General features: G+C 36.9%; 25 protein-coding genes, 1 pseudogene and 1 other annotated feature. Of the genes and pseudogenes, 18 read left to right on the plus strand and 8 right to left on the minus strand.

Translation table 11 applies throughout. The annotated features are described in order from the left end of the window. Nucleotides 1-96 precede the first annotated feature (96 nt). Nucleotides 97-1,329 (minus strand): arginine deiminase, encoded by a 1,233-nt coding sequence (locus tag EV203_RS00115; RefSeq protein ID WP_132038778.1) that lies wholly within the window; start codon nt 1,327-1,329, stop codon nt 97-99. A gap of 121 nt (nt 1,330-1,450) precedes the next feature. Between EV203_RS00115 and EV203_RS00120 the strand changes: the two genes are divergently transcribed. From EV203_RS00120 to EV203_RS14375, 4 genes and pseudogenes are all read left to right on the plus strand, one after another. Continuing rightward, complete coding sequence (locus tag EV203_RS00120) at nt 1,451-2,197, plus strand: tRNA1(Val) (adenine(37)-N6)-methyltransferase (RefSeq protein WP_132038872.1); 747 nt, start codon at nt 1,451-1,453, stop codon at nt 2,195-2,197. A gap of 2 nt (nt 2,198-2,199) precedes the next feature. Next, the gene (gene rsmI, locus EV203_RS00125; RefSeq protein ID WP_132038780.1) at nt 2,200-3,027 is read left to right on the plus strand and encodes a 16S rRNA (cytidine(1402)-2'-O)-methyltransferase; all 828 of its coding nucleotides are present in this window, start codon (nt 2,200-2,202) and stop codon (nt 3,025-3,027) included. A gap of 104 nt (nt 3,028-3,131) precedes the next feature. Beyond that, on the plus strand, nt 3,132-3,293 hold the full coding sequence (locus EV203_RS14245) for a cation efflux transmembrane domain-containing protein (RefSeq protein ID WP_424945267.1): 162 nt from the start codon (nt 3,132-3,134) through the stop codon (nt 3,291-3,293). A gap of 125 nt (nt 3,294-3,418) precedes the next feature. Then, nucleotides 3,419-3,639, plus strand: a pseudogene (locus EV203_RS14375) (cation transporter dimerization domain-containing protein). Here the strand turns inward: EV203_RS14375 and EV203_RS00135 are convergent. Beyond that, entirely contained in the window at nt 3,631-3,885 is a 255-nt protein-coding gene (locus tag EV203_RS00135) for an AbrB/MazE/SpoVT family DNA-binding domain-containing protein (protein WP_011024615.1), read from the minus strand. The pseudogene EV203_RS14375 and the gene EV203_RS00135 sit on opposite strands and share 9 nt — an antisense overlap. A gap of 179 nt (nt 3,886-4,064) precedes the next feature. Between EV203_RS00135 and EV203_RS00140 the strand changes: the two genes are divergently transcribed. The 8 genes from EV203_RS00140 (at nt 4,065) to EV203_RS00175 (ending at nt 12,748) form a co-directional block, all read left to right on the plus strand. Beyond that, nucleotides 4,065-4,649 (plus strand): nucleoside recognition domain-containing protein, encoded by a 585-nt coding sequence (locus tag EV203_RS00140; RefSeq protein ID WP_132038782.1) that lies wholly within the window; start codon nt 4,065-4,067, stop codon nt 4,647-4,649. 5 nt (nt 4,650-4,654) lie between these two features. Beyond that, nucleotides 4,655-5,176: a spore maturation protein gene (locus tag EV203_RS00145; RefSeq protein ID WP_041587075.1), complete on the plus strand. Its 522-nt coding sequence runs from the start codon at nt 4,655-4,657 to the stop codon at nt 5,174-5,176. Nucleotides 5,177-5,250: 74 nt separating this feature from the next. Beyond that, the gene (locus EV203_RS00150) at nt 5,251-6,651 is read left to right on the plus strand and encodes a CCA tRNA nucleotidyltransferase (protein ID WP_132038784.1); all 1,401 of its coding nucleotides are present in this window, start codon (nt 5,251-5,253) and stop codon (nt 6,649-6,651) included. A gap of 73 nt (nt 6,652-6,724) precedes the next feature. Further along, nucleotides 6,725-6,957: a binding site (T-box leader), on the plus strand. Continuing rightward, a complete protein-coding gene (gene metG / locus EV203_RS00155) occupies nt 6,918-8,927 on the plus strand; it encodes a methionine--tRNA ligase (protein ID WP_269077458.1) in 2,010 nt (669 codons plus the stop codon). Its footprint overlaps the feature before it by 40 nt. Before the next feature lie 10 nt (nt 8,928-8,937). Further along, the gene (locus EV203_RS00160) at nt 8,938-9,708 is read left to right on the plus strand and encodes a TatD family hydrolase (protein WP_132038785.1); all 771 of its coding nucleotides are present in this window, start codon (nt 8,938-8,940) and stop codon (nt 9,706-9,708) included. Between the two features lie 138 nt (nt 9,709-9,846). Continuing rightward, nucleotides 9,847-10,863 carry a ubiquitin-like domain-containing protein gene (locus EV203_RS00165; RefSeq protein ID WP_132038787.1) on the plus strand — a complete coding sequence of 339 codons (1,017 nt, stop codon included), beginning with the start codon at nt 9,847-9,849 and terminating at the stop codon, nt 10,861-10,863. A 38-nt stretch (nt 10,864-10,901) separates the two neighbouring features. Beyond that, on the plus strand, nt 10,902-11,708 hold the full coding sequence (rsmA, locus tag EV203_RS00170; protein WP_132038789.1) for a 16S rRNA (adenine(1518)-N(6)/adenine(1519)-N(6))-dimethyltransferase RsmA: 807 nt from the start codon (nt 10,902-10,904) through the stop codon (nt 11,706-11,708). A gap of 71 nt (nt 11,709-11,779) precedes the next feature. Further along, nucleotides 11,780-12,748: a hypothetical protein gene (locus EV203_RS00175; RefSeq protein ID WP_132038791.1), complete on the plus strand. Its 969-nt coding sequence runs from the start codon at nt 11,780-11,782 to the stop codon at nt 12,746-12,748. Nucleotides 12,749-13,042: 294 nt separating this feature from the next. Here EV203_RS00175 and EV203_RS00185 read toward each other — a convergent pair whose 3' ends face one another. From EV203_RS00185 to sigI, 4 genes are all read right to left on the minus strand, one after another. Next, nucleotides 13,043-13,285, minus strand: a complete 243-nt coding sequence (locus EV203_RS00185) for an HPr family phosphocarrier protein (protein ID WP_011024623.1) — start codon at nt 13,283-13,285, stop codon at nt 13,043-13,045. 104 nt (nt 13,286-13,389) lie between these two features. Beyond that, nucleotides 13,390-14,616 (minus strand): S-layer homology domain-containing protein, encoded by a 1,227-nt coding sequence (locus EV203_RS00190; protein ID WP_132038793.1) that lies wholly within the window; start codon nt 14,614-14,616, stop codon nt 13,390-13,392. Nucleotides 14,617-14,634: 18 nt separating this feature from the next. Then, the gene (locus EV203_RS00195; protein WP_132038795.1) at nt 14,635-15,513 is read right to left on the minus strand and encodes an anti-sigma factor domain-containing protein; all 879 of its coding nucleotides are present in this window, start codon (nt 15,511-15,513) and stop codon (nt 14,635-14,637) included. Then, the gene (gene sigI / locus EV203_RS00200; protein ID WP_031314232.1) at nt 15,510-16,166 is read right to left on the minus strand and encodes an RNA polymerase sigma factor SigI; all 657 of its coding nucleotides are present in this window, start codon (nt 16,164-16,166) and stop codon (nt 15,510-15,512) included. Before sigI ends, EV203_RS00195 begins: the two co-directional genes overlap by 4 nt. Nucleotides 16,167-16,226: 60 nt before the next feature. Here sigI and EV203_RS00205 point away from each other — a divergent pair, with 60 nt between their 5' ends. After that, the gene (locus EV203_RS00205) at nt 16,227-17,360 is read left to right on the plus strand and encodes an Mrp/NBP35 family ATP-binding protein (protein WP_207910849.1); all 1,134 of its coding nucleotides are present in this window, start codon (nt 16,227-16,229) and stop codon (nt 17,358-17,360) included. A gap of 19 nt (nt 17,361-17,379) precedes the next feature. Here the strand turns inward: EV203_RS00205 and EV203_RS13600 are convergent, their stop codons facing one another. Both EV203_RS13600 and EV203_RS13605 read right to left on the minus strand, forming a co-directional pair. Next, nucleotides 17,380-17,559 carry a hypothetical protein gene (locus EV203_RS13600; RefSeq protein ID WP_243700534.1) on the minus strand — a complete coding sequence of 60 codons (180 nt, stop codon included), beginning with the start codon at nt 17,557-17,559 and terminating at the stop codon, nt 17,380-17,382. A 5-nt stretch (nt 17,560-17,564) separates the two neighbouring features. Beyond that, entirely contained in the window at nt 17,565-17,741 is a 177-nt protein-coding gene (locus EV203_RS13605; RefSeq protein ID WP_243700535.1) for a NifB/NifX family molybdenum-iron cluster-binding protein, read from the minus strand. A gap of 446 nt (nt 17,742-18,187) precedes the next feature. Between EV203_RS13605 and rsxC the strand changes: the two genes are divergently transcribed. The 5 genes from rsxC to rsxA are packed head-to-tail and all read left to right on the plus strand — an operon-like array spanning nt 18,188 to nt 22,299. Then, a complete protein-coding gene (gene rsxC, locus EV203_RS00215; protein WP_132038799.1) occupies nt 18,188-19,522 on the plus strand; it encodes an electron transport complex subunit RsxC in 1,335 nt (444 codons plus the stop codon). A 15-nt stretch (nt 19,523-19,537) separates the two neighbouring features. After that, complete coding sequence (locus EV203_RS00220) at nt 19,538-20,497, plus strand: RnfABCDGE type electron transport complex subunit D (protein WP_132038801.1); 960 nt, start codon at nt 19,538-19,540, stop codon at nt 20,495-20,497. Then, on the plus strand, nt 20,498-21,079 hold the full coding sequence (locus EV203_RS00225) for an RnfABCDGE type electron transport complex subunit G (protein WP_132038803.1): 582 nt from the start codon (nt 20,498-20,500) through the stop codon (nt 21,077-21,079). It abuts the gene before it with no gap. A 22-nt stretch (nt 21,080-21,101) separates the two neighbouring features. Continuing rightward, entirely contained in the window at nt 21,102-21,752 is a 651-nt protein-coding gene (gene rsxE / locus EV203_RS00230) for an electron transport complex subunit RsxE (protein WP_132038804.1), read from the plus strand. Then, complete coding sequence (gene rsxA / locus EV203_RS00235; protein WP_132038805.1) at nt 21,727-22,299, plus strand: electron transport complex subunit RsxA; 573 nt, start codon at nt 21,727-21,729, stop codon at nt 22,297-22,299. The genes rsxE and rsxA overlap by 26 nt, the downstream gene beginning before the upstream one ends. The last annotated feature ends 8 nt before the right edge of the window (nt 22,300-22,307 follow it).

Below are 22,307 nucleotides of genomic sequence, written 5' to 3' on the forward strand. Positions count from 1 at the left end.
TGTGCACGACTTCTTATTATACCATAAAATTGTTAAAGAATTATTAATAGAAAAAATAAAAGTCCCCTTTTTAAAAAAGAGGACTTTTTATTTAACTTATTCTCTTAAAAGAGGCATTGTCATGCAACGAGGGCCTCCTCTTCCTCTTGACAGCTCAGACCCTTCAATCGGGATCACTTTTATCCCTTCTTTTTCCAAAATTTTATTTGATATTTCATTTCTCGAATAAGTTACAATTACGCCCGGAGCTATGGCAAGAGTGTTAGTGCTGTCATTCCATTGTTCTCTTGCAGAAGTTATGGCGTTTAATCCTCCAGTTGGAATTATGTCTATTGTATAGAGGTTTAGGGCATTTTTTAGGGCTGTTTGTAAGTCTTTTTCCCTGTGTATTGAAAAACCTTTTTCTTCTTTTATGAGGCTAAAAATTTTTAGCTCATTTTTTATGCCCGGGTAGAAGACAAATCTGTTGGTATCCACCATGGTAAATACAGTGTCTAAGTGCATGTAAGACCTTTTTGGAGGGATTTGTACTACCAGTATTTTTTCAACAGAGGACCCTTTTTCAAATAGATTGTGAGCAAGCTGTTCTATTGCCTGTGGGGATGTTCTTTCGCTACAGCCGACCGCTATTACTTTTTCATTTAAGACTAAAATGTCTCCGCCTTCTATAGAATGAGGATAAGTGTTGTCATAAAAAAGGGGGACTTCGTTGTCTTTGAAGAGAGGATGATAATTATACAGGTACTTAAATATCAGGGTTTCTGGCTTTCTCGCAGCAGCTTTCATTGAGCTTATCATGAGTCCTCTGTCGATTACAGCGGATGGATCCCTTGTGAAATAGAGGTTTGGCAATGGCTTGATGTAGTAATAGTCTTCTTCGTATATGTGTTCTGCCAGGCCCATCAAGGACCTTTTTACTTTTGCTTCATACAATGAAAGTCCAGATATAGATATTTCTACCAGTTCATCTACGGGTTTTTCTCTTAAAAGTCCAAACAAAAAGTTTAATATTTTGGGAGAGGTGATACCATTTAATTGGAGGAGGTCTTCGATAAATTCCTCTTTTACCTCTTCATCTTGTAGTATTTCAGACAGCAATCTTTCTATATACAGCACTTCTACTCCGTTTTCTTTCAGTACCTTTGCAAATTCATCGTGCTCTTCTTGAATTTTTCGCACCCAGGGTATGTCATCAAAGAGAAGTTCAGAAAGGTTTTGAGGAGTTAAGCGCTCCAGTTCTCTTCCTGGTCTATGTAGTATCACAGCTTTTAACGGATTTATTTCAGAGGTTATTCTAGGGACGATACCTGTTTTTATCAAATTTTTCATCCTCCCGCGTATAAATTCCTTATATAGTATACTGTTCAATGAGGTGATTTTCAATACGCTGGATGAGGTTTTTGTTGAAAAAAGGCAGGTTGAAAGGTAGAATATAGAAGAGGTGAGAAAAGTGTTGAAAGAGGGAGAAAGATTGGATGAGTTAAACATAAAAAATATGGCCATAATTCAACACAAGGACAAATTCAGATTTGGGATAGATGCAGTTTTGCTTGCAAATTTCGTCACTGCAAGAAGAGGAGATAGGATTGTGGATTTGGGATGCGGCAATGGGATAATTCCTATTTTGATTGCAGCAAAAACAAAAGATACTTTTATTTATGGGGTCGAAATTCAGGAAGAGATGGTTGACATGGCGATAAGGAGCGTGGCAATTAACAGTCTGGAAAACAGAATAAAGATAATACACGGGGATGTAAGAGAAGTAGAGAAATTATTGGGTTACGAAAAATTTGACGTGGTAACTTCTAATCCTCCTTACATGCCCCTTTATACAGGTTTTGAAAAAAAGGAGGAGGCAGAGAATATCGCGCGATATGAAGTTTACGGAGGACTTGAGGATTTTGTAAAAGCAGCTTTTAAGCTTTTAAAATTTGGCGGAAAATTTTTTATGGTTCACCGTCCGGACAGGTTAGTAGATGTCATGTACTTTTTGAGGAAGTACAATTTGGAGCCTAAAAAGCTTAGGTTTGTTCATCCCTACGTTAACAGCAAGCCCAATTTATTGCTTTTGGAAGCAAAAAAGGGAGCGCAGCCCTCTTTGACTGTACTTCCGCCCCTTTATGTGTATGAAAGGACTGGTGAGTATACAGAAGAGGTGAAATCCATATATTCAAAGGAAAGTTTGGAGGAGGAATAAAAATGGAAGAGTATGGGACATTGTATTTGTGCCCCACACCTATTGGCAATTTGGAAGATATAACTCTTAGGGTTTTGAGGGTTTTAAGTGAGGTGGACCTTATTGCAGCAGAAGATACCAGACAGACACTGAAGTTGTTAAATCACTACGAAATAAAAAAATCCCTTGTAAGTTACCATGAACATAATAAAGTAACGATGGGACCCAAGCTAATAGAAAAATTGAAAAGTGGAAAATCTATTGCACTGGTGACTGATGCGGGTACCCCTTCGATTTCAGATCCCGGGGAAGAATTAGTTAGGCTCTGCATACAGGAAGGCATAAAGATAGTGCCTCTTCCAGGGCCAACAGCAGCCATCACAGCGCTTATTGCCTCAGGACTTGATACTTCTTCTTTTGTATTTGAAGGTTTTCTGCCAAAGAAAAGCAAAGAGAGAAGGGAAAAACTAGAGAGGATTTCAAGAGAAGAGAGGACTACAATACTTTATGAATCTCCTTACCGATTGAAGGAAACTTTAAAGGAACTAAAAGAATACATAGGGGAAAGAAAAGTTGTGGTGGCAAGGGAGCTTACAAAAATTCACGAAGAGTTTATAAGAGGGACGGTAGAAGAAGTTTTAGAAAAGTTAGGAGAGGAAGTAAAAGGAGAGATTGTAATAGTAATAGAAGGAGCTAAAATTAGTCCTTTACAAAAAGACCCTAAAGAATTGCTATATAAATACTTAAAACTAGGGATGGATAAAAAAGAAGCTGTGAAAAAGGTTGCAGAAGAACTGAAGGTTTCAAAAAGAGAAGTTTATAAGCTTGCCATGGAAGAGGATATCAATTGAAGTTGATTTTCAATACCTTTTGTGTAAAATATTTGCATATTTTTGGCCCATGAACTGTAATATATACAAGTGACAATTTCAATTGATAATGTGTGGAGGTTGCCATGAATAGAGAAAAAGCGGCTCTTTTGTCTCTTGTTTCTAACAGCTTTTTGATCACAGCAAAATTGGTGGCAGGAATTTTGATGCATTCTATAGGTGTAATTTCTGAGGCAATTCATTCCTCAATTGATTTAATTGCAAGTATAATTGCCTTTTTTCCATAAGAAAAGCGGCAAAGCCTGCTGATGAGGACCATCTCTTTGGCCACGGGAGAAAATGTGTCTGGTCTGTTGACCTTACAAAAGAAGCTTTAAAAAACCTGACGGATACAACTCTTCCGGAGGAAAAATTGAAAGAAATAGAGGAGATAATCAAGTCAAATCCTGAAATTACAAGTTTTCACAAATTGAGGACTAGGAAATTACCCATGAACTTTCCCATAGGGTTTCAAAGCAAATTATTGATAGATTCCCAGGAGCCAATGTCACAGTTCACATAGAGTCAGAAGAAAAAAGGAGGAAAAATAATGGGAGGATTTTCCTCCCATTATTTTTCCTGCGATTATTCTAATGGAGTTTTCTTAAGCTCTTCCAAGCAGTTTTTGCAGATGTTTTTCCCTTTGTAGTTTATGACATTTTCAGCGTTGCCGCAGAAAATGCATGCTGGTTCGTACTTTTTGAGGACTATCTGCTCTCCATCTACATAGATTTCTAATGCGTCTCTTTCTGCGATGTTTAATGTCCTCCTGAGCTCAATTGGTATTACTACCCTTCCCAGCTCATCTACTTTTCTCACAATACCCGTGGATTTCAACATATTTCTCCCCTCCTGAGTTACAAATTTCGACAGTTGTACTTCACTTATAATAATACCAAGTTTTGAAAAATAAGTCAACACCTTTTTTGGAATTTTTTTAGGATAATAACATAAATTTTATTACATAAGAAGAAAAAGCGAAAAATAGTAGGATTTTTGGCAATGCAGGAGGTTTTTTTATGATGAACTACATATGGTTTTTTATGATCGCTGTGGGAATATTTGTTGGAATGGCAAATGGAAAAATGTCGGAGGTATCAAAGGCGATAATTGATTCCGCTCAAAGTGCAGTGACGATTTCAATAGGCCTTCTAGGAGTTATGGCTCTCTGGCTCGGAATAATGAAAATTGCTGAAAAATCAGGGCTTATGGATATTGTAGCAAAAGTGCTAAAACCTGTGATAACAAAAATTTTTCCTGAGATTCCTAAGGACCATCCAGCTGTTTCTGCAATGATTATGAATATCTCAGCTAATATGCTGGGGCTTGGCAATGCCGCTACTCCTTTTGGAATTAAGGCTATGGAGTACCTTCAAGAGCTCAACAGAAAAGAGAATCCCTCAAATGCCATGTGCCGATTTTTAGTTATAAATACTGCTTCAATTCAACTTATTCCAGCTGTTATGATAGGCCTTAGAGCATCCCTTGGAGCGCAAAACCCGGCGGATTTTGTAATTGTGAGCATTTTTTCTACGGCCACAGCTCTTACGGCAGGGTTAATTTTCAACAACTTTATTGAAAAAATGTCAATATTTAGGGAGTGATGTGTGTGGTAGAAATTTTTTCTGAATGGCTTGTCCCTGTTCTTCTTATAATTATACCTTTTTACGGTCTTGTAAAAAAGGCCAAAGTTTATGAGATTTTTATAGAGGGCGCAAAAGAGGGACTAGATGTGGTTGTAAGGATTTTTCCTTCTCTTTTAGCTATGCTGGTGGCTATAGGAGTTTTGAGGGCTTCTGGGGCTTTGAATTTGCTTGCCCAGATTTTGATGCCTTTCACTCAAAAGATAGGTATGCCTGAAGAGCTTGTTCCCCTTGCTTTGATAAGGCCTCTTTCAGGGAGCGGAGCTTTAGGGATTGCCACAGAACTTATGAAAACTTATGGTGCTGATTCTTTCATTGGCAAGATGGCTTCTGCTATGTACGGTTCTACAGAGACTACTTTTTATGTGCTTGCAGTTTACTTTGGAGCCGTAGGAATAAAGAATATAAGGCATTCAATCGTTTCTGGAATTTTTGCTGATATAGTGGCTATTATCTCTTGCGTTTTTTACAGCCGCATATTTTTTTAGGCCTTGTATACTTTTTCCCTTTTGTTATACTTATTATTGGTAGGCAATTTACCTTTTTGAAAGGAAGGATCTTCGTGGCTACAGTACCCAGGCTCATAAGGAAATTAGGAAGAGAAGCCTATAACGTTTACATTGTCGGCGGCTACATAAGGGACAGGGTATTGAACAAAGAAGCAAAGGACTACGATTTTGTAGTTAAAGGCAATGCAGAAGAAATCGCAAAATTGGCAGCTGAGAAAATGGGAGGCAGTTTTGTACCTTTTATGGCAGAAAAAGGAACATATAGAATAGTGGTTGGAGGTGAAATACTGGATTTCACTAATTTAAGAGGGAAAGACATATACGAAGATCTGGTCCACAGGGACTTTACAATAAATGCCATGGCTATTAGACTCACTGACCACTTTGAATTTGAATACATAATAGACCCTTTTGGAGGATTAAAGGATATAAAAAACAGAAAAATAAGACATGTGGCAGACTATACCTTTCGGGAAGACCCTTTGAGGGCTTTGAGGGCTGTGAGATTTGCTGCCACTTATAAATTTGATATAGATGAGGCGACAAAAGCCAAAATAAAGGAAGAAGCCCATTTATTAAAAAATGTTGCCCCTGAGAGGATAATGAATGAAATTTTTATGATAATAAGAGAAAAAGATTCGCATAAGTATTTGAGGTTGATGGAAGAGCTAAGTTTGATGGAAAATATTTTTGAAGAGGTAGCTAAACTCAAAGAGGTGGGTAAATGCTACTATCAGCTTATAAACGCGTGGATACATTCTATAAGGGCAGTGGAGGAGTATGAAAACATCATAAGCGCTATGAGATTTCCCAAGGATGTAGAAGACCTTGTGAGTGAATACCTAGAAAAACCCATGTCTTCGGGAAATAAAGTTAAAGATATAATAAAACTGGGAATTTTGTTTCACGACATAGGCAAAGCTGATTCCATATACATCGACGTAGAAAACCGCCTCCACTTTTACAATCACGAGATAAAAGGTGCTGAGATAATAAAGAAAATGGCCTCCCGCATGAGAATTCCCAAAAAAGAGACAAACCTCCTGAAAAAACTTGTGCTTTACCATAAAAAGCCCCTCGATTACTACATTGAAGGGGTAAATAACAAGACACTTTTCAGGTTTTTCTATCATCTAAAAGATAACGCTATAGGTATTCTGCTAGCCTCTTTGGCAGATTACACTGCCAGCCGGTTAAGCTTTGGGAAAGAAGAGGACATACCCCGTTATGAGAATTTTATAATCAGACTTTTAAGACGATATGTAGAGTTTAAAGAGACGGAAAAACCGCTGCTTTCTCCTCTAGACATAATATTAAATTTTGATGTGAAAGATGGCAAAAAGCTCGGGCAGATACTGTATGAGATAAGGAAAAACAGGTTTTACGGCGAAATAAAGACAAAAGAAGATGCCGTTGAGTTTATAAAAGAGAGAATGAGAGTGGAGAAAATATGAGGAGTTGAATAATAAAAAAGGGAGTTGACAATACTCATTATAAAGGGTATATTTAAGGATAAATAGAATATTGGAAAAGGCGATGAAGGAAAGAGTAGGAAGACTAGAACTTTTACAGAGAGTCGGGCAAGGTGAGAGCCGATAAAGTTCTAGCTTTTGAAGATGGCTCCGGAGCCGTACTGTCGAAGGCTAGTAGGCTTTACCGGGGACTCCCGTTACAGAGTAGGAGTGTGTTTGCACTCTGTGAGGCATGAGCCGCGAGGTTCATGCGAAGAAGGGTGGTACCGCGAAAATCTCGCCCCTTGCCGGAGGCGAGTTTTTTATTTAATTACTATAAAAAACTTGAGGAGGAGGTCAAAATGAAAAAGACTTTTTACATCACCACCCCTATATATTACCCCAGTGACAAGCTACATATTGGCCATTCTTACACTACTGTGGCTGCTGACGCAATGGCAAGGTTCAAAAGATTGACAGGGTATGACGTGATGTTTTTGACAGGCACGGACGAGCACGGGCAGAAAATTCAGAGGATAGCCAGAGAAAAAGGCATGTCTCCAAAAGAATATGTGGACGGCATTGTGGAATGGATAAAAGATTTATGGAAAACAATGGATATAAGTTATGACCATTTTATTAGGACAACTGATGCCTATCACGAAGAAATAGTGCAAAAAATATTCACGAAGTTGTACGAGCAGGGGGATATATATAAGGGAGAATACGAGGGATGGTATTGCACTCCTTGCGAGTCTTTCTGGACAGAAAGCCAGCTTGTGGATGGAAAATGTCCTGACTGCGGAAGGCCCGTTGAAAGGGTTACAGAGGAAGGGTATTTCTTCAGACTTTCAGCTTATGGAGATAAGCTTTTGAAGTACTATGAGGAGCATCCAGATTTTATACAGCCAGAGTCCAGGCGAAATGAAATGATAAACTTTATAAAGGCTGGATTGGAGGACTTATTTGTCTCAAGGAGCACTTTTGACTGGGGAATAAAAGTGCCTTTTGACCCTAAGCACGTCATATACGTTTGGATAGATGCTCTTTCTAACTATATCACTGCATTAGGATATATGACAGAAAATGATGAGAAATTTAAAAAGTATTGGCCTGCAGATGTGCATCTCGTTGGTAAGGAAATTGTGAGGTTCCACACGATAATATGGCCTGCTATGCTCATGGCTTTAGGACTTCCTCTTCCTAAAAAGGTGTTTGGGCATGGATGGTTGATTTTAGAAGGAGGTAAAATGTCAAAATCCAAAGGGAATGTAGTGGACCCCAAGGAACTAGTGGACAGGTACGGAGTAGATGCTGTAAGGTATTTCCTCTTAAGAGAAGTTCCCTTTGGTGCTGACGGCGTATTTTCAAACGAAGCTTTAATAAACAGGATAAATTCCGATTTGGCAAATGATTTGGGCAATCTTTTAAGTAGAACTGTCACAATGATTGAGAAATACTTTGATGGAGTGTTGCCTAAACCTTCTTCTCAAGAAGAAATAGATGAAGACCTCATAAATGTAGCGCAAAATTTACCACAGAAAGTAGAAGAATACATGGACAAGTTGCAATTCTCCAACGCCTTAATAGAGATATGGAAATTAGTGTCAAGAGCTAATAAGTACATTGATGAGACTATGCCGTGGGTGCTAGCAAAAGATGAATCTAAAAGAGGCAGACTGGGTACAGTTTTATACAATTTGGCAGAATCTTTAAGGTTCATAGGAATTTTGATATCTCCTTTTATGCCCAATACTCCTAAAAAGATGTTTGAACAATTAGGGATTACGGAAGATTTGACTACATGGGAAAGCTTAAAATTTGGGCTTTTGAAGGAAGGCACAAGGGTGAAGAGAGGAGAAATCCTGTTCCCCAGAATAGATGTTGAGAAAGAACTGGCATCTCTTGAAAAGAAAACTGAAGAAAAGACAAAAGAAACAAAAGAAGAGAAGATAGATTATATCACGATAGAAGATTTTTCAAAAGTTCAACTGAGAGTTGCTGAAATTTTAGAAGCTGAGAAAGTAGAAGGTTCAGACAAGCTCATTAAAATGAAGCTTAAAGTCGGGGAAGAGATAAGGCAGATTGTAGGAGGAATTGGCAAATATTACAGTCCAGAAGAGTTAATAGGCAAGAAGATAATAATTGTATATAATTTACAGCCGAGAAAACTCATGGGGATTGAATCCCAGGGGATGCTATTGGCGGCCACTAATGAAGGGAAAATGGCGCTTCTCACGGTAGACAAAGACATAGAAAGCGGTTCTAAAATAAGCTGAGGTGATAAAATTGCTTATAGACTCTCACGCTCATCTTGAGGATGAGAAATACAATGAAGACAGGGAAAAAGTGATTGAGGAGTGCAAAAAGGACCTCACATTTTTAATAAATGTGGGGTCCAATATATTGACTTCTAAAAAGACCATTGAACTTGCCCACAAATACGATTTTATATACGCAACTGTAGGCATTCACCCTCATGATGCAGAAAGAGAAAAAGACAAGATAGAGGAAATAGAGAAGTTGGCTCTTGAGGATAAAGTGGTGGCTATAGGAGAAATTGGCTTGGATTATTATTACGGTGACCCTCCTAAAGAATTTCAAATTGAGGCTTTTGTGAAGCAGATAAGGTTCGCAAAAAAGCTTAAACTTCCCATTGTAATTCACGACAGAGTCGCCCATGAGGATATCTTAAAAATACTGAAAAAAGAATGGACACAGGATTTAAAAGGGGTATTTCACAGTTATTCTGGTGATCTCGAGATGATAAAAGAAGTGATAGGTATGAATTTTTACATCTCTCTTTCAGGAACTGTCACTTTCAAAAACGCTAAAAAAGTTAAGGAGGTTGCAAAAGAAGTTCCTCTTGAGTGGCTTTTAATTGAGACAGATAGTCCCTATTTGACTCCTGAGCCCTACAGAGGTAAGAGAAACAAGCCCACATATGTTAAATTTGTAGCACAAAAAATTGCTGAAATAAAAGGCATAAGTTTTGAAGAAGTTTGTGAAACAACCTCGCAAAATGCCATAAAGCTTTTCAATTTGCCCTCCTGTTTTTGATAGGTATCAAAAGTGTGAAAATTGCGTATAATACTTACATAACTGAAAAATTGTGTATAAAAATTTGACAAATTAATTTAATTGCATTAAAATTACTTACGACTCCCCTAAACCAAATTTTTAACAGGAGGGTATGGGATGGATACAGATGACCTTAGAAGGCGACTAAAACCGGTTGTCCTTGTAACACTGGTAGCAGTCGCTTGTGGGGCCATTGGCCTTTTGGCTTATGTGAATTTGAGAAAGGAAATAACCCTTCAGGATGGAAATAAAAAAATAGTGATAACTACCTTTGCATCCACAGTAGGAGATTTGCTAAAGGAAAGAGGCATTGAACTAAGGCAGGAAGATGTGGTCAAACCCTCTCTTAATGCGCGACTTAAAAATGGCATGACGATAACCATCAAAAGAGCAGTGCCTGTTACACTAAATGTAGGAGGGAAAGTAGAAAATATATACTCAGCAGCTTCTACTATAAAAGACCTGCTTTCTGAAAGAGGGATAGCTTTGGGGCCACAGGACAAAATCAACATGACTTTGGATACGCCTATATTTGCTTACATGTACATCGACATCACAAAGGTGACGGAGAAGATTATAACTGAAGAAATAGATATACCGTATCAGACAGAGACAGTAAAGGACTATACGATGGAAAGGGGTCAGACTAGAATAGCCCGACAAGGGGAAATGGGGAAAAAAGTAAAAGTTATAAAAGTCACTTATGAGAATGGGAAAGAAGTAGCGCGAAACGTAATTGAAGAAAAAGTGATTAAAAACCCCGTTCCCCAGATCGTACGAGTTGGGACTTTAGGGGTTTTTACTACTTCTAGAGGAGAAATCGTAAGATACAGAGAAGTGAAGACAATGCTAGCTACAGCTTATGACAGCAGTGAAGAGAGCACAGGTAAAAAGCCTGGAGACCCCGACTACGGTATTACTGCGAGTGGAATGGTGGTAAGAAGGGGAGTAGTTGCTGTGGACCCCAGAGTTATACCGCTAGGAACGAGGCTGTATGTAGAAGGATACGGCTTTTGCATTGCAGCTGATACTGGAGGGGCTATAAAGGGCAATCGAATTGACGTGTATTTTCCTACCAGAGAAGAGGCCAGAAACTGGGGGAGAAGATACGTCAAAGTGTACATTCTTCAGTAGGGCAGGGGCTTCCCTGCCTGATTTTTTGAGGTGAAGATATGAAGGCGAAAAAGAAATGGGGTCAAAATTTCATATTTGACAAAAATCTCCTTTCAAAAATTGTGAGAGCTTCAGGAGTAGGAGAAGAAGATTTCGTATTAGAAGTGGGTACAGGGCATGGAGGCTTAACAGAAGAACTTGCCAAAAAGGTTAAAAAAGTTGTATCCTTTGAAATAGATAAAGAGCTTTTTGAGATGAGTAGAGAAAAATTAAAAATCTATAAAAATGTGGTCATCATAAATGAAGACATACTAGAAGTTGACCTTTTAGAAATTGCTCAGGAGCATTTTGACGGAAATTCCTTTAAAGTCGTAGCCAATCTTCCCTATTACATAACTTCACCTATAATAATGAAAATGCTTAACTGCAAATTGGTAAAAGAGATGACAGTGCTTGTTCAAAAAGAAGTTGCTGAGAGAATATGCGCTTTACCAGGCACAAAGGACTACGGTATGCTTACTGTTTTTGTAAATTTCAAAGCAAAACCGGAAATACTCTTTAACCTTCCTTCGAAGGTGTTTGTGCCTCCTCCGAAAGTGGAGTCTTCTCTTTTGAAATTGAAAGTTTACGATAAGCCTTTAGTAGAAGTTAAAGACGAAAAGCTCTTTTCTGAAGTTGTAAGAGCAGCCTTTGGACAAAGGAGAAAAGTTTTATTAAACTCCTTAAAAGTTCTCGGCTTTTCAAAAGAAGTTTTACATGAAACTCTTTTAAAAGTTGGAATTTCCCCTCAGGCAAGGGGGGAAACCCTTTCAATAGATCAGTTTGCGAATTTGGCAAATGCACTTTATCTTCTCATAAAAAAGTAATAATATTTCCCCTCATTTCATAATATGTAGTGCGGCAATGGATTTTTAGTGAAATGAGGGGGATTAAGCAAATGCCAGTGAATATATACAAGCGTTCTTATATAGTATTAAATCCAGAGGACAAAGGATGTTCTTTTGAAGGGAAGGAAGTCTCAGGATATCTAAAATTAGAATTTAGAGGGAATAGAGGCAGAATAACTGCTGCCCTTCAAAACCTTAATCCTGATTATTCCTATAACTTGAAGCTTTTGAAATCGAACGGGGATATAGTTGTGGTGGATTTTGGAGCCTTGAAAGTGGATGACAAGGGAAGAGGTGGAGGAGAGTGGACTTTTGATTTGGAGGATGTAAAGGGTTCAGGTCTTAAATGGGAGGAATTTGCTGTTATTTTAGTAGAAGCGCATGACGGAGAGAAGTTTTTGGTGCCTCTTGTTTCTCAAATGAACAAAAAAAGCTCAAATTGGAAGAGCGCTTACAGAAAATATTTAATTAAAAGGGAGAGCGAAGAAAGTGAAACCCATAAAGAAGAAACAGTTGAAGAGAAGAAAGTTGAGGTTTCACCAGCTCCGGAAACTGTCTATGAGAAGATTGAACCTGAGGAAGATGCACTAAAAGAAAATTTAGAAAAAGAAGACAGTAACAATAAAGAAGAAGCAGACTATATAAAGTATTTGAAAGAATATGTCAACAACATAGTAAACTTTTTGGAGGAAGTGCAGCCTTTTGAAAAGAACTTGGAAGGCTACAGGTGGTGGAAAGTAAAGACTGGATACAGAGAGGGAAGTTTTGACCATTACCTTGTGGGTTTTGTGAAGGACGAGAAAGGGGATTTAAAGTATATCGTCTATGGGATGCCAGGATTTTTCACCCTTTCAGATCAGCCTTTTGCAGGTATGACGGGCTTTGTGGTTTGGAAACCTGTAAGAGAAGGTTTCAGGGGGCCGAGAGATGAGGGGTATTGGCTTATGCACATAGATGCAAAAACAGGGCAGATTGCGGTGCCTATAGAGCCCACTCCTCCGCCTATAATACAAAATTAAAAAGGGGCAATAAAGCCCCTTTCAGACTGTTGACAAAGTTTAAAAGTGGCATTTTGTGTGTAAATGCGACTTGTTGTCAAAGCGGTAACTAAACTTGGCGAACTTGAGGGGCGAAGGCGGGGCGAGCGAAGCGAGCGACCACCTGAGCCCGAAGGGCGAATTGGTCGGGACCCCGCCGGAGCCCGAAAAGTGAGCCTTAGTTTAGTCGCTTTGCAACTCCGGAGCATTAACACAAAATGCCACTTAAATTAATATGGGTTTTGTCAACAAACTGAAAGGGGCAATAAAGCCCCTTTAATTTTGTGCTGCAAATTCTTTTAAATCTTCTTCTAGTTTTTTCATCTCTTCTTCATTGTCAGTGTGAGCCACAACTGTAAGCACATTTTCTAAATTTAAGCTGAAAAGTCCCATTATAGACTTTGCGTCAATCACGTATCTTCCAGATACTACGTCAATCTCAAATGGGTATTTTGAAGTTTTTTCTACAAAGCGCTTTACACTTTCAATGGTGCTTAATTTTACTTTTATTTCTTTCATATGTATTTTCCTCCCCTTGCAATCTAGTAACTATAGTACATCAATTAAACGATTTAATCAATTGACCGTTTTCACAAAATTTTTGGCAAAAATTTAGCCCCTTTCTAAGGGGCTACACTGTACTTGTAAAGGATTTTTATGTCGTCAATTTTTCCGTCATATTTAAACATTTTTACATCATAAGGGTAGGTTATTGCCTGAGTTACTATAGCATTTTCTGATGGGTTTTGATATTTTATTTCCACTTCGAGGGTGGTCTTATTTGCACTTTTTATTATTTGGGCTTTCTCTATGCTTACACTGTATCCTCCTGTCCGCATCATTCCGCGTGTGGCAATAATGTAGTAAGTTCCATTTTCTTCAACTAGCTTTACGTTTTGTGTCTCTTTTAAGCTTTCAACAAGATTTAAGACATTTTGGGGAAGGCTTATGGCCTTTTCTAATTGAATAGGAATCACTTCCTCACTGTTTTTATTTAAAACTTCTACAAATATTATATTGTTTTTGCCATCTAATATCAATCTCACTGTATAGCCTTTCTTTAAAGAGTCTATTTTAAGATAATCATTTCCATCAAATACAGGGACATTTTTAATCACTGGGAAAGTTTTCAATAAGTTGCCGACCTTTACTGTAATAGAGCTTTCATCTGCTTGATATACTGTTCCTATTACTTCTTTTCCAGATGATATGGCATTTCCTATTTTTTCATCTAGCCTTTCTAGTATTACAGCCATTTCAATTCTTTTGACAGGTTCGTTCGGTTTCAAATTTTTACCGTCACCTACTATGAGCCCTTCTTTAACTGCCACATACATGTATCCTTTCGAATCTTTGGGGACGGCTTTCCAGTCCTTGTAGGATAGTTCCTGATTCATATTGAGCTTTGCTTCTTTTTCCAGTCCCAAAGCTCTCACTAAGTATTTTGCTATTTCGTATCTTTTTGCATCTTTATTAGGGTTGAATGTTTTTAGTTCTTCCGAAGTTACAAGCCCTTTTTCATACGCTAAGCCTATGAATTCTTTCCCCCATGCAGGGACTTCTCCCCTGTATTCTTTGGGAAGTTCGGAAGTTTCTTCGTATCCCAAAGTGCGCAAAATTAGGGCAAGTGCTTCTAAATGGGTGACAGGTTTTGATGGAGCAAATTTTTTATCACCTACCCCTTTTATTATCCCTTTTGCATGCATTTTTTCAACAGCTTTTATCGCCCATTTGTACTCTTTTATATCATCAAAAGAGTAATAGGTTTGTGCTTTTGCAAAAGTTACTGTAAAAGAAAGGAGAGAAAAGATTATAATTGTAAAAATGAATGATTTTAGGTATTTATACATCACTTTTTCACCTCTTTCTTAATTTTTATTATCCCTTTCACCTTTCTCATTTTTGCCATTTTTACTGTCATTATCCTTCATTTCACTTTTTTCCTGTTTTTCACTATTTTCTTCTTTAGGTTTTTCGGTAGTTTCTTTTTGTACTTCTTTATCAGGCTTTGTTATTTTTACAGGTACCTCTACTTTTATCTTTTGTTTTTCTTGTTTATCTTTTGTAACTTCATTTTTAGGCTCTGTATTAGTTATTTTGACAGGAGGTGCTGTTTTTAACTTTTTATCCTGTTTTTTGTCATTTTCTTTGTCGTCCGTCGGTTCTTTTAAATTTTTTTTCTCTGTTTTTTGTATTTTTTCTTCTTTTGCGTTAACTTCAAATTTTAAGGCTGATTTGGATTTTTTTATATTTTCAACTGCTTCTTGTACTTTTTCTTCGACTATTTTCGATTTTTTCAAAGGTATAGTGGTTATTATGACTTCGCCATCTTTTCTTAAAAACCCCATTTTTTCAGATTCTTCAACAGTTTTAACTATAAAAGTCGAAATGTCCAAGCCTTTGTAAGGTATTTTTTCTAAAATTTTCTTAGCCTCTTCATTCATGGAAATGGCAGAAACAACTTTTCCATTTTTGTCGACAGCCGCTTTTATACTGGGATTTATCTCTATGTAGACATAAGCGTATACTTCAGGAGCTCTGAAAGTTAATACAGAAACTAAAAGAGCAATTATTACGGAGGCGGCTATTAAAATTTTTGCTGCGGGATGTGAAAAGAAATTTTTGTGCAAGATTTCGACAGTTTCACCTATTTCTGCATCTTTAAATTTTTTTGAGGCTATAAACTGCCCGTCTGCTGTTAAAAGGTATGCTTTGTCTTTTTCTTTTTTAATTACTACGGCTTTCATGTTTTTGCCACCTCACTTTCAAAGTTTATGTACTCTTTGAGAATAGGAAGGTCTTCGGAGAGTATTATCACGAGGGCGATTATGTATTTTCTGTATTTTTCAATGGATTTTCGACTTATTCTTAAAAGTTCAATTAATTCTTTTACAGGTAGGGTTTTTGTCTTTTTAAGGTAAGAAAGCAAGTGTTCATTTTCACATATTGTGCGAGCTATTTTTAAGGCCAATTTTCTGGTTTCCCTGTGTTTAGGAGATTGTCTTACAAGGTCTTCTATTTCAATGCCGTAAAGGCTTAGCAGATTCACAAAGGAGAGCATCTCAAGCCTTCTATTTTCAATCTCATAGTCAGATTCTCTTTCTGGGTATACATCAAGAGGATAAGCTAGGTCCTGATTTTGACGCAAGAAATCTATTATGCGCCTTTTTATAATTAAACTGGAAAAATTCAAAAAGGAGCCTTTTGTGATGTCAAAGCTGTCTATCGCCTCGTTGAAGGCTATTAAACCTATGCTTAGTTCATCGCTGTTTTGTTCGTCAATGTATTTATTGGCAAAGTGAGAAACTTGTTTTATTATGAAAGGGGTATATTCTTCTATCAGTTTTTCTCTTTCAGAGGGGTCTTTTTTGGCTATGTACACTCTTTCGTTTATGTCCAAATCAACCACCCCACTATATTATTCGAATTGAAGAAAATTTTTAGGGGTATTCTATTAGTAATGATTATATATTATAATATAGTTGTCAACAAAAAAGTACCAATAGGGGGTATAAAATTGATTACAAAAGAACAGATATTATCGGCACTAAAAAAGGTGTATGACCCAGAGCTTAGAAGAAATGTAGTAGATTTGGGGATGGTTAAAAATATTGAGATAGAAGGGGATAAGGTTACAGTTGACATAAATTTGACTGTAAAAGGCTGTCCTCTTCGCAACCAGATAAAAAACAATGCTATCAAAGAAATATCAAAAATAGAAGGAATTTCAGAAATTGTGGTAAACATTGGGGCCATGACGGAAGAGGAAAGGCAGGATTTAGCAAGAAGGCTCAAGGAGGAGAAGAAAAACCTTTTCGATAATACCAGAGTTATAGTGGTAGGAAGCGGCAAGGGTGGTGTAGGCAAATCCACTGTTGCAGTAAATTTGGCTGTTGCTCTTTCAAGGTTAGGCTTTGAAGTAGGACTTTTGGATGCGGATATTTTGGGTTCTAGTGTGCCAAGGCTTTTGGGCATTGTAGGAGAAAAGCCTTACGCTTTGGACGAACACACTGTCTTGCCTATTGAAAGATTTGGCCTGAAAATTATATCTATGGGAAATTTTGTCGATGAAGATACGCCTTTGATATGGAGAGGGCCCCTTTTGACAGGAGTAATAGACCAGTTTTTTAATGAGGTTTTATGGGGAGATTTGGATTACTTGATATTAGATTTGCCGCCAGGTACGGGAGACATACCCCTTACTGTAATGCAAAGGCTGCCTGAGGCAAAATTTATTCTTGTTACTACTCCTCAAGCATCTGCCTCCCACGTTGCAGGAAGAGTGGGACATATGGCGAAAAAGGTCAATGTAGAGGTTATAGGGATTGTAGAAAACATGTCTTATTTTGTGTGTCCAAAGTGTGGCGAGAGGTACAATATCTTCGGAGAAGGAGAGACTGAAAAGCTGGCAGAAGCTTTGCAGACAGAAATACTGGCGAGAATCCCAATAGTGGTGAAGATAAGGGAGTTAAGCGATGAAGGCATTCCACCTGCTCTTGATGACACTGAAGAAGGAGCAATCTATGTTGAATTAGCTGAGAAAATTGTAGAAAAAGTAAGGCCTTTAAGGCATGAAAAAGAGCCTCTAAAATAAGGGGGCTCTTTTTAAAATATCATTTTCTGTTGTAAAGTTCATCTTCAGGTATAGTATCTGTCAATTTTTTTAAATGAGAAGATAAATCTTTGATGACTTCTTCGTAAGGCATGCTTTCTTTGAGCCTTATAAATTTTAAGCTCTTCTGCCTTGCTTTTCCATAGGAGATGCTGCAAAAAGCTTCCGGCACAGTTACCACTACATCTACATTTTTTCAAAGAGAAAATCTACTACAGCACTTCGCCTGTTTTCTTTCAAGCGATATCCTGGATTGTCGTATTTTTCTGTTTGATTTTTTTCTGTGTCAAAAATGACTATATGAGGTCCATCTGGCAATTTTTCAATATATCCTTTTTCCGTAATTGTAGCAGCTATTCTCATAACAAAATCACCTCTTTCCTATTATAGCGCTTTTTCCAAAAAAATGATAGAGGAAATTTTCATAGTGTAAAATTATCGTGGGACTTTTTGAGTGAAAAAACAAGAGACAGCCCCTGTGCTAAAATAGAACTTGGAAACAAAACATCACAGAAAAAGGAACTCATAGGGTTATTCTAACCCGTGCAAAAGTTATATCTTTAGCTTTTAGAAATTTTGTGATATAATTGATGAGAAAGCATTCAGGATAAGTATGCTATTTTTTATAGGGGATTTTTATCCTCCAGCATTTTTATTTTATAGTATCTGATTTTGTGAAATTTATTTTCTTGCTATATTAAGTAAAATGTTATAAAATATGAGCCGAATAATACTCATTTTCATTTTTAAATACGAATTTATTCATATATCAGTTACACAAAAGGAGAATAAAAAAGAGGTGAAAAAAGGTGAAGTTAGAAAATCTCACTTTCAAGGGTGGAGTAAATGTACCACATCATAAGGAGTTAACTGAGGGGCTTCCAATAGAAAGGGCAAGGGAACCGGAAGTAGTTTATATTCCATTGCTTCAACATGTTGGAGCACCTTGTGAACCTTTAGTGAAAATAGGAGATACTGTAAAAGTAGGTCAAAAAATTGGGCAATCGGATGCATTTGTATCTGCTCCAGTACATTCATCTGTATCAGGCATAGTTAAAGACATTACGCCTATGTTTATACCTACTGGTCAAAGGGTTAAATGTGTAGTTATAGAATCGGATGGAAAGAATGAGCTAGACGAGTCTGTAAAACCAAAAGGAAAGCTGGAGGACTTATCTCCTAAAGAAATTATTGAGATAATTAAAGAGGCTGGCATCACAGGTATGGGAGGAGCTGGATTCCCAACTCATGTCAAATTATCGCCTCCTTCTGACAAAAAAATCGATACTATTCTTGTAAATGGGGCAGAGTGTGAACCTTATTTAACAACTGACCATAGATTAATGGTCGAATATCCTGAAAAGATAATATTTGGTTTAAAAGCAATCATGAAAGCAGTAGGAGTAGAAAGAGGAATTATTGGAGTAGAAAAAAACAAACCTGATGCCATATTGGCTTTAAGAGAAGCGAGCAAAAATGAGAAAAACATCCAAATAGCAACTTTGAAAGTTAAATATCCTCAGGGGGATGAAAAAAGATTAATTAATGCTATATTAGGACGAATTGTGCCATCTGGCGGATTGCCAATGGACGTAGGAGTGATAGTAGTCAATGCTGCTACTACTAAAGCGGTAGCTGATGCGATATTAGAAGGTAAACCTTTATATGAAAGAGTAACTACGATTACAGGCCATGGAATTAAACAACCAAAAAATCTCCTTGTTAAAATAGGAACGCCTCTTAAAGATTTGATAGAACAGTGTGGGGGATTTACTGAAGACTCACCAGGCAAGATTATCAGTGGTGGGCCTATGATGGGAATAGCTCAGCATTCTCTAGATGTACCAATTATAAAGGGAACTGGTGGAATATTGATATTGACAAAAAAGGAAGCAAGACCCCCACAAGTACAACCATGTATTAAATGTGGTAAATGTGTTGAAGTATGTCCTGTAAACTTACTACCATTGTATATAAGTAGTTATTCTCTCAAGAAAAACTTTGATAAGGCAGAAGAATACAATGCTCTTGACTGTGTGGAATGTGGCTCATGCTCTTATATATGTCCAGCTAAAAGGCCTTTGGTAGAATCCATAAGGCTAGCAAAAAGAGAAATACTCGCTAAAAAAAGAAAATCTAAATAGGTAGGAGGATATGAAATGGCGTCTAAAGTGCAAGAGGTTGCTTTACAAGATAAATTGTTAGTTTCTTCATCTCCTCATATAAGATCTAATGAAACTGTCCAGAGGATAATGTTAGATGTAGTAATAGCTCTTACGCCGGCTATGATAGGAAGTGTATACTTCTTTGGTTTAAATGCTTTAAAATTAATATTAATTTCAGTAGCTTCATCTGTGTTATTCGAAGCACTAATTCAGAAATTGTTTAAAAAACCTATAACTATAACAGATTTTTCTGCTGTAATAACTGGTATATTAATCGCGTTTAATTTACCAGCCAGTGCTCCTTGGTGGTTACCAGTAATAGGTTCTGCTTTTGCCATCATAGTTGTAAAACAACTTTTTGGTGGTTTGGGTGCGAATTTTATGAATCCAGCATTGGCAGCGAGAGCAATGTTGATGGCTTCATGGCCAGTTCACATGACAAACTATACTGGCACTAGACCGGACGTAGTCACATCAGCTACACCATTATCCATAATGAAGTACGGTACAGGAGCTGAACTTCCAACATTGAGGGATATGTTTATAGGTAATATTCCAGGAGTTATTGGAGAAACTTCTGCCTTGTTATTGTTAATAGGTGCTGCATATTTGATAATAAGGAAAGTTATAGATTGGAAGATACCAGTATTTTACATAGGAACAACTTTTATCATGTTACTATTATTAGGAGTTGAACCTAAATTATTGCCATATCATATATTAGGCGGTGGATTGATACTTGGTGCTTTTTATATGGCTACAGATTATTCTTCCTCGCCAGTAACTCCTTTAGGTAGAATTATATTTGCAGTTGGAGCAGGGATACTAACAGCAATAATTAGAGTTAAAGGAGCTTATCCAGAAGGAGTATCTTATTCAATACTATTGATGAATGTTGCAACTCCGTTAATTGAGAAATTTACTAAACCTAAGGTATTTGGGAAGGTGAAATAGATGAAGGAAACAGTAAAAGTAGGTTTAATTTTATTTTTGATAACTGCTGTTGCTGGAGTAATATTAGGAGTTTCAAATGCAGTTACTTCAGAAAAGATAGCGGAAATGGAGGAGATTGCTAATAATACCGCAAAACAAGAGGTATTAAAAGAAGCAAAAAGTTTTGTTACATTAGATGAAAAGCGATTAAAAGAGATTGCTGGTTCTAATCAAAATGTATTAGAAATTAGTGAAGGTTATGACGCAAATTCATCTCTTGTGGGATATGTATTTAAAATTACTTCTAATGGTTATGGTGGAGAAATTCAATTTATGGTTGGTATATCTAAAAAAGGATATATTACAGGTATCAAAATCTTAAATCATAAAGAAACTCCAGGACTTGGAGCAAATGCAACTAAGAGCTTCTTCACCGATTCTTTTAAAGGCAAATCTGTAGCTGATAAATTAGTTGTTGTTAAGCATCCTCCTAAAGCTGATAATGAAATACAAGCTCTTACTGGTGCAACTATAACGAGTAATGCAATAGTCAACGGCGTAAATATGGTTCGGGAAATATATAATTCAAAATTGGCTAATTAGTTAAATCGTGGAGGTGTAAAAAATGAAGTTCTCCAAAGTTTTTTATAATGGTCTAGTGAAGGAGAACCCCATATTTGTCCAGGCACTAGGTATGTGTTCAGTTTTAGCTGTAACTACTTCAGCAATTAACGGCTTGGCTATGGGATTAGCTGTAACGGCTGTATTAGTTAGTTCAAATTTAGTTGTTTCCTTATTAAGAAAAGTTATACCAGATAAAATTCGCATTCCAGCTTTTATTGTAGTTATTGCAACTTTTGTTACTATTGTGGAAATGTTTATGAAGGCTTATACCCGTGATCTGTATAACGCACTGGGAATTTTTATTCCTTTAATAGTCGTTAACTGTATAATTTTAGGTAGAGCAGAAGCTTTTGCTTCCAAAAATAGTTTGTTGCCCTCCATAGTGGATGGTTTAGGTATGGGAGCAGGATATACTTTAGCAGTAGTAATATTAGGAAGCATAAGAGAAATATTAGGTTCAGGTAGTTTGTTTGGGATACAGTTGTTTGGAGCAAGTTTTGAACCAGCACTAATTTTTATAATGCCACCAGGAGCGTTCATTGTACTTGGGATATTGATTGGGATTTTTAATTATGTTAGAAAGAGAAAAGAAGCTTCTGAGACTGGTGTAAGGGAGGAAGTTTTAGATGAATATATTTATAATATTGATTAATACGATATTTGTCAACAATTATGTTTTTGCCCGTTTTTTGGGGATATGTCCCTACTTAGGTGTATCTAATAAAACAGAAACAGCTACTGGAATGGGGATGGCTGTAACTTTTGTAATTACACTATCGTCAGTGATAACTTATATAATACATCATGCTATATTAGCTCCACTAAATTTAGAATATTTGCAAACTATAGCTTTTATACTTGTAATAGCTTCTTTAGTACAATTTGTTGAGATATTTCTTAAAAAAACTAGTCCCAATCTTTATGGTGCATTAGGTATATATCTTCCATTGATAACCACTAATTGTATAGTACTAGGAGTTGCCATATTAAATATTCAAGAAGGATATACTTTAATTGAAACGATTTTTAATGCCCTAGGAGCATCTATTGGTTTTGCTATTGCATTGTTGCTTATGGCTGGAATAAGAGAGAAGCTTGAAATAATAGATGTTCCAAAGGCTTTAGAAGGCGTTCCAATCACATTAATAATTGCAGGTCTTATATCCATAGCATTTTTAGGATTTAATGGGCTTGTTTAGGAGGTAAT

Origin of the sequence: Caldanaerobacter subterraneus (assembly GCF_004345675.1) — a bacterium.
Classification (GTDB): domain Bacteria; phylum Bacillota; class Thermoanaerobacteria; order Thermoanaerobacterales; family Thermoanaerobacteraceae; genus Thermoanaerobacter; species Thermoanaerobacter subterraneus.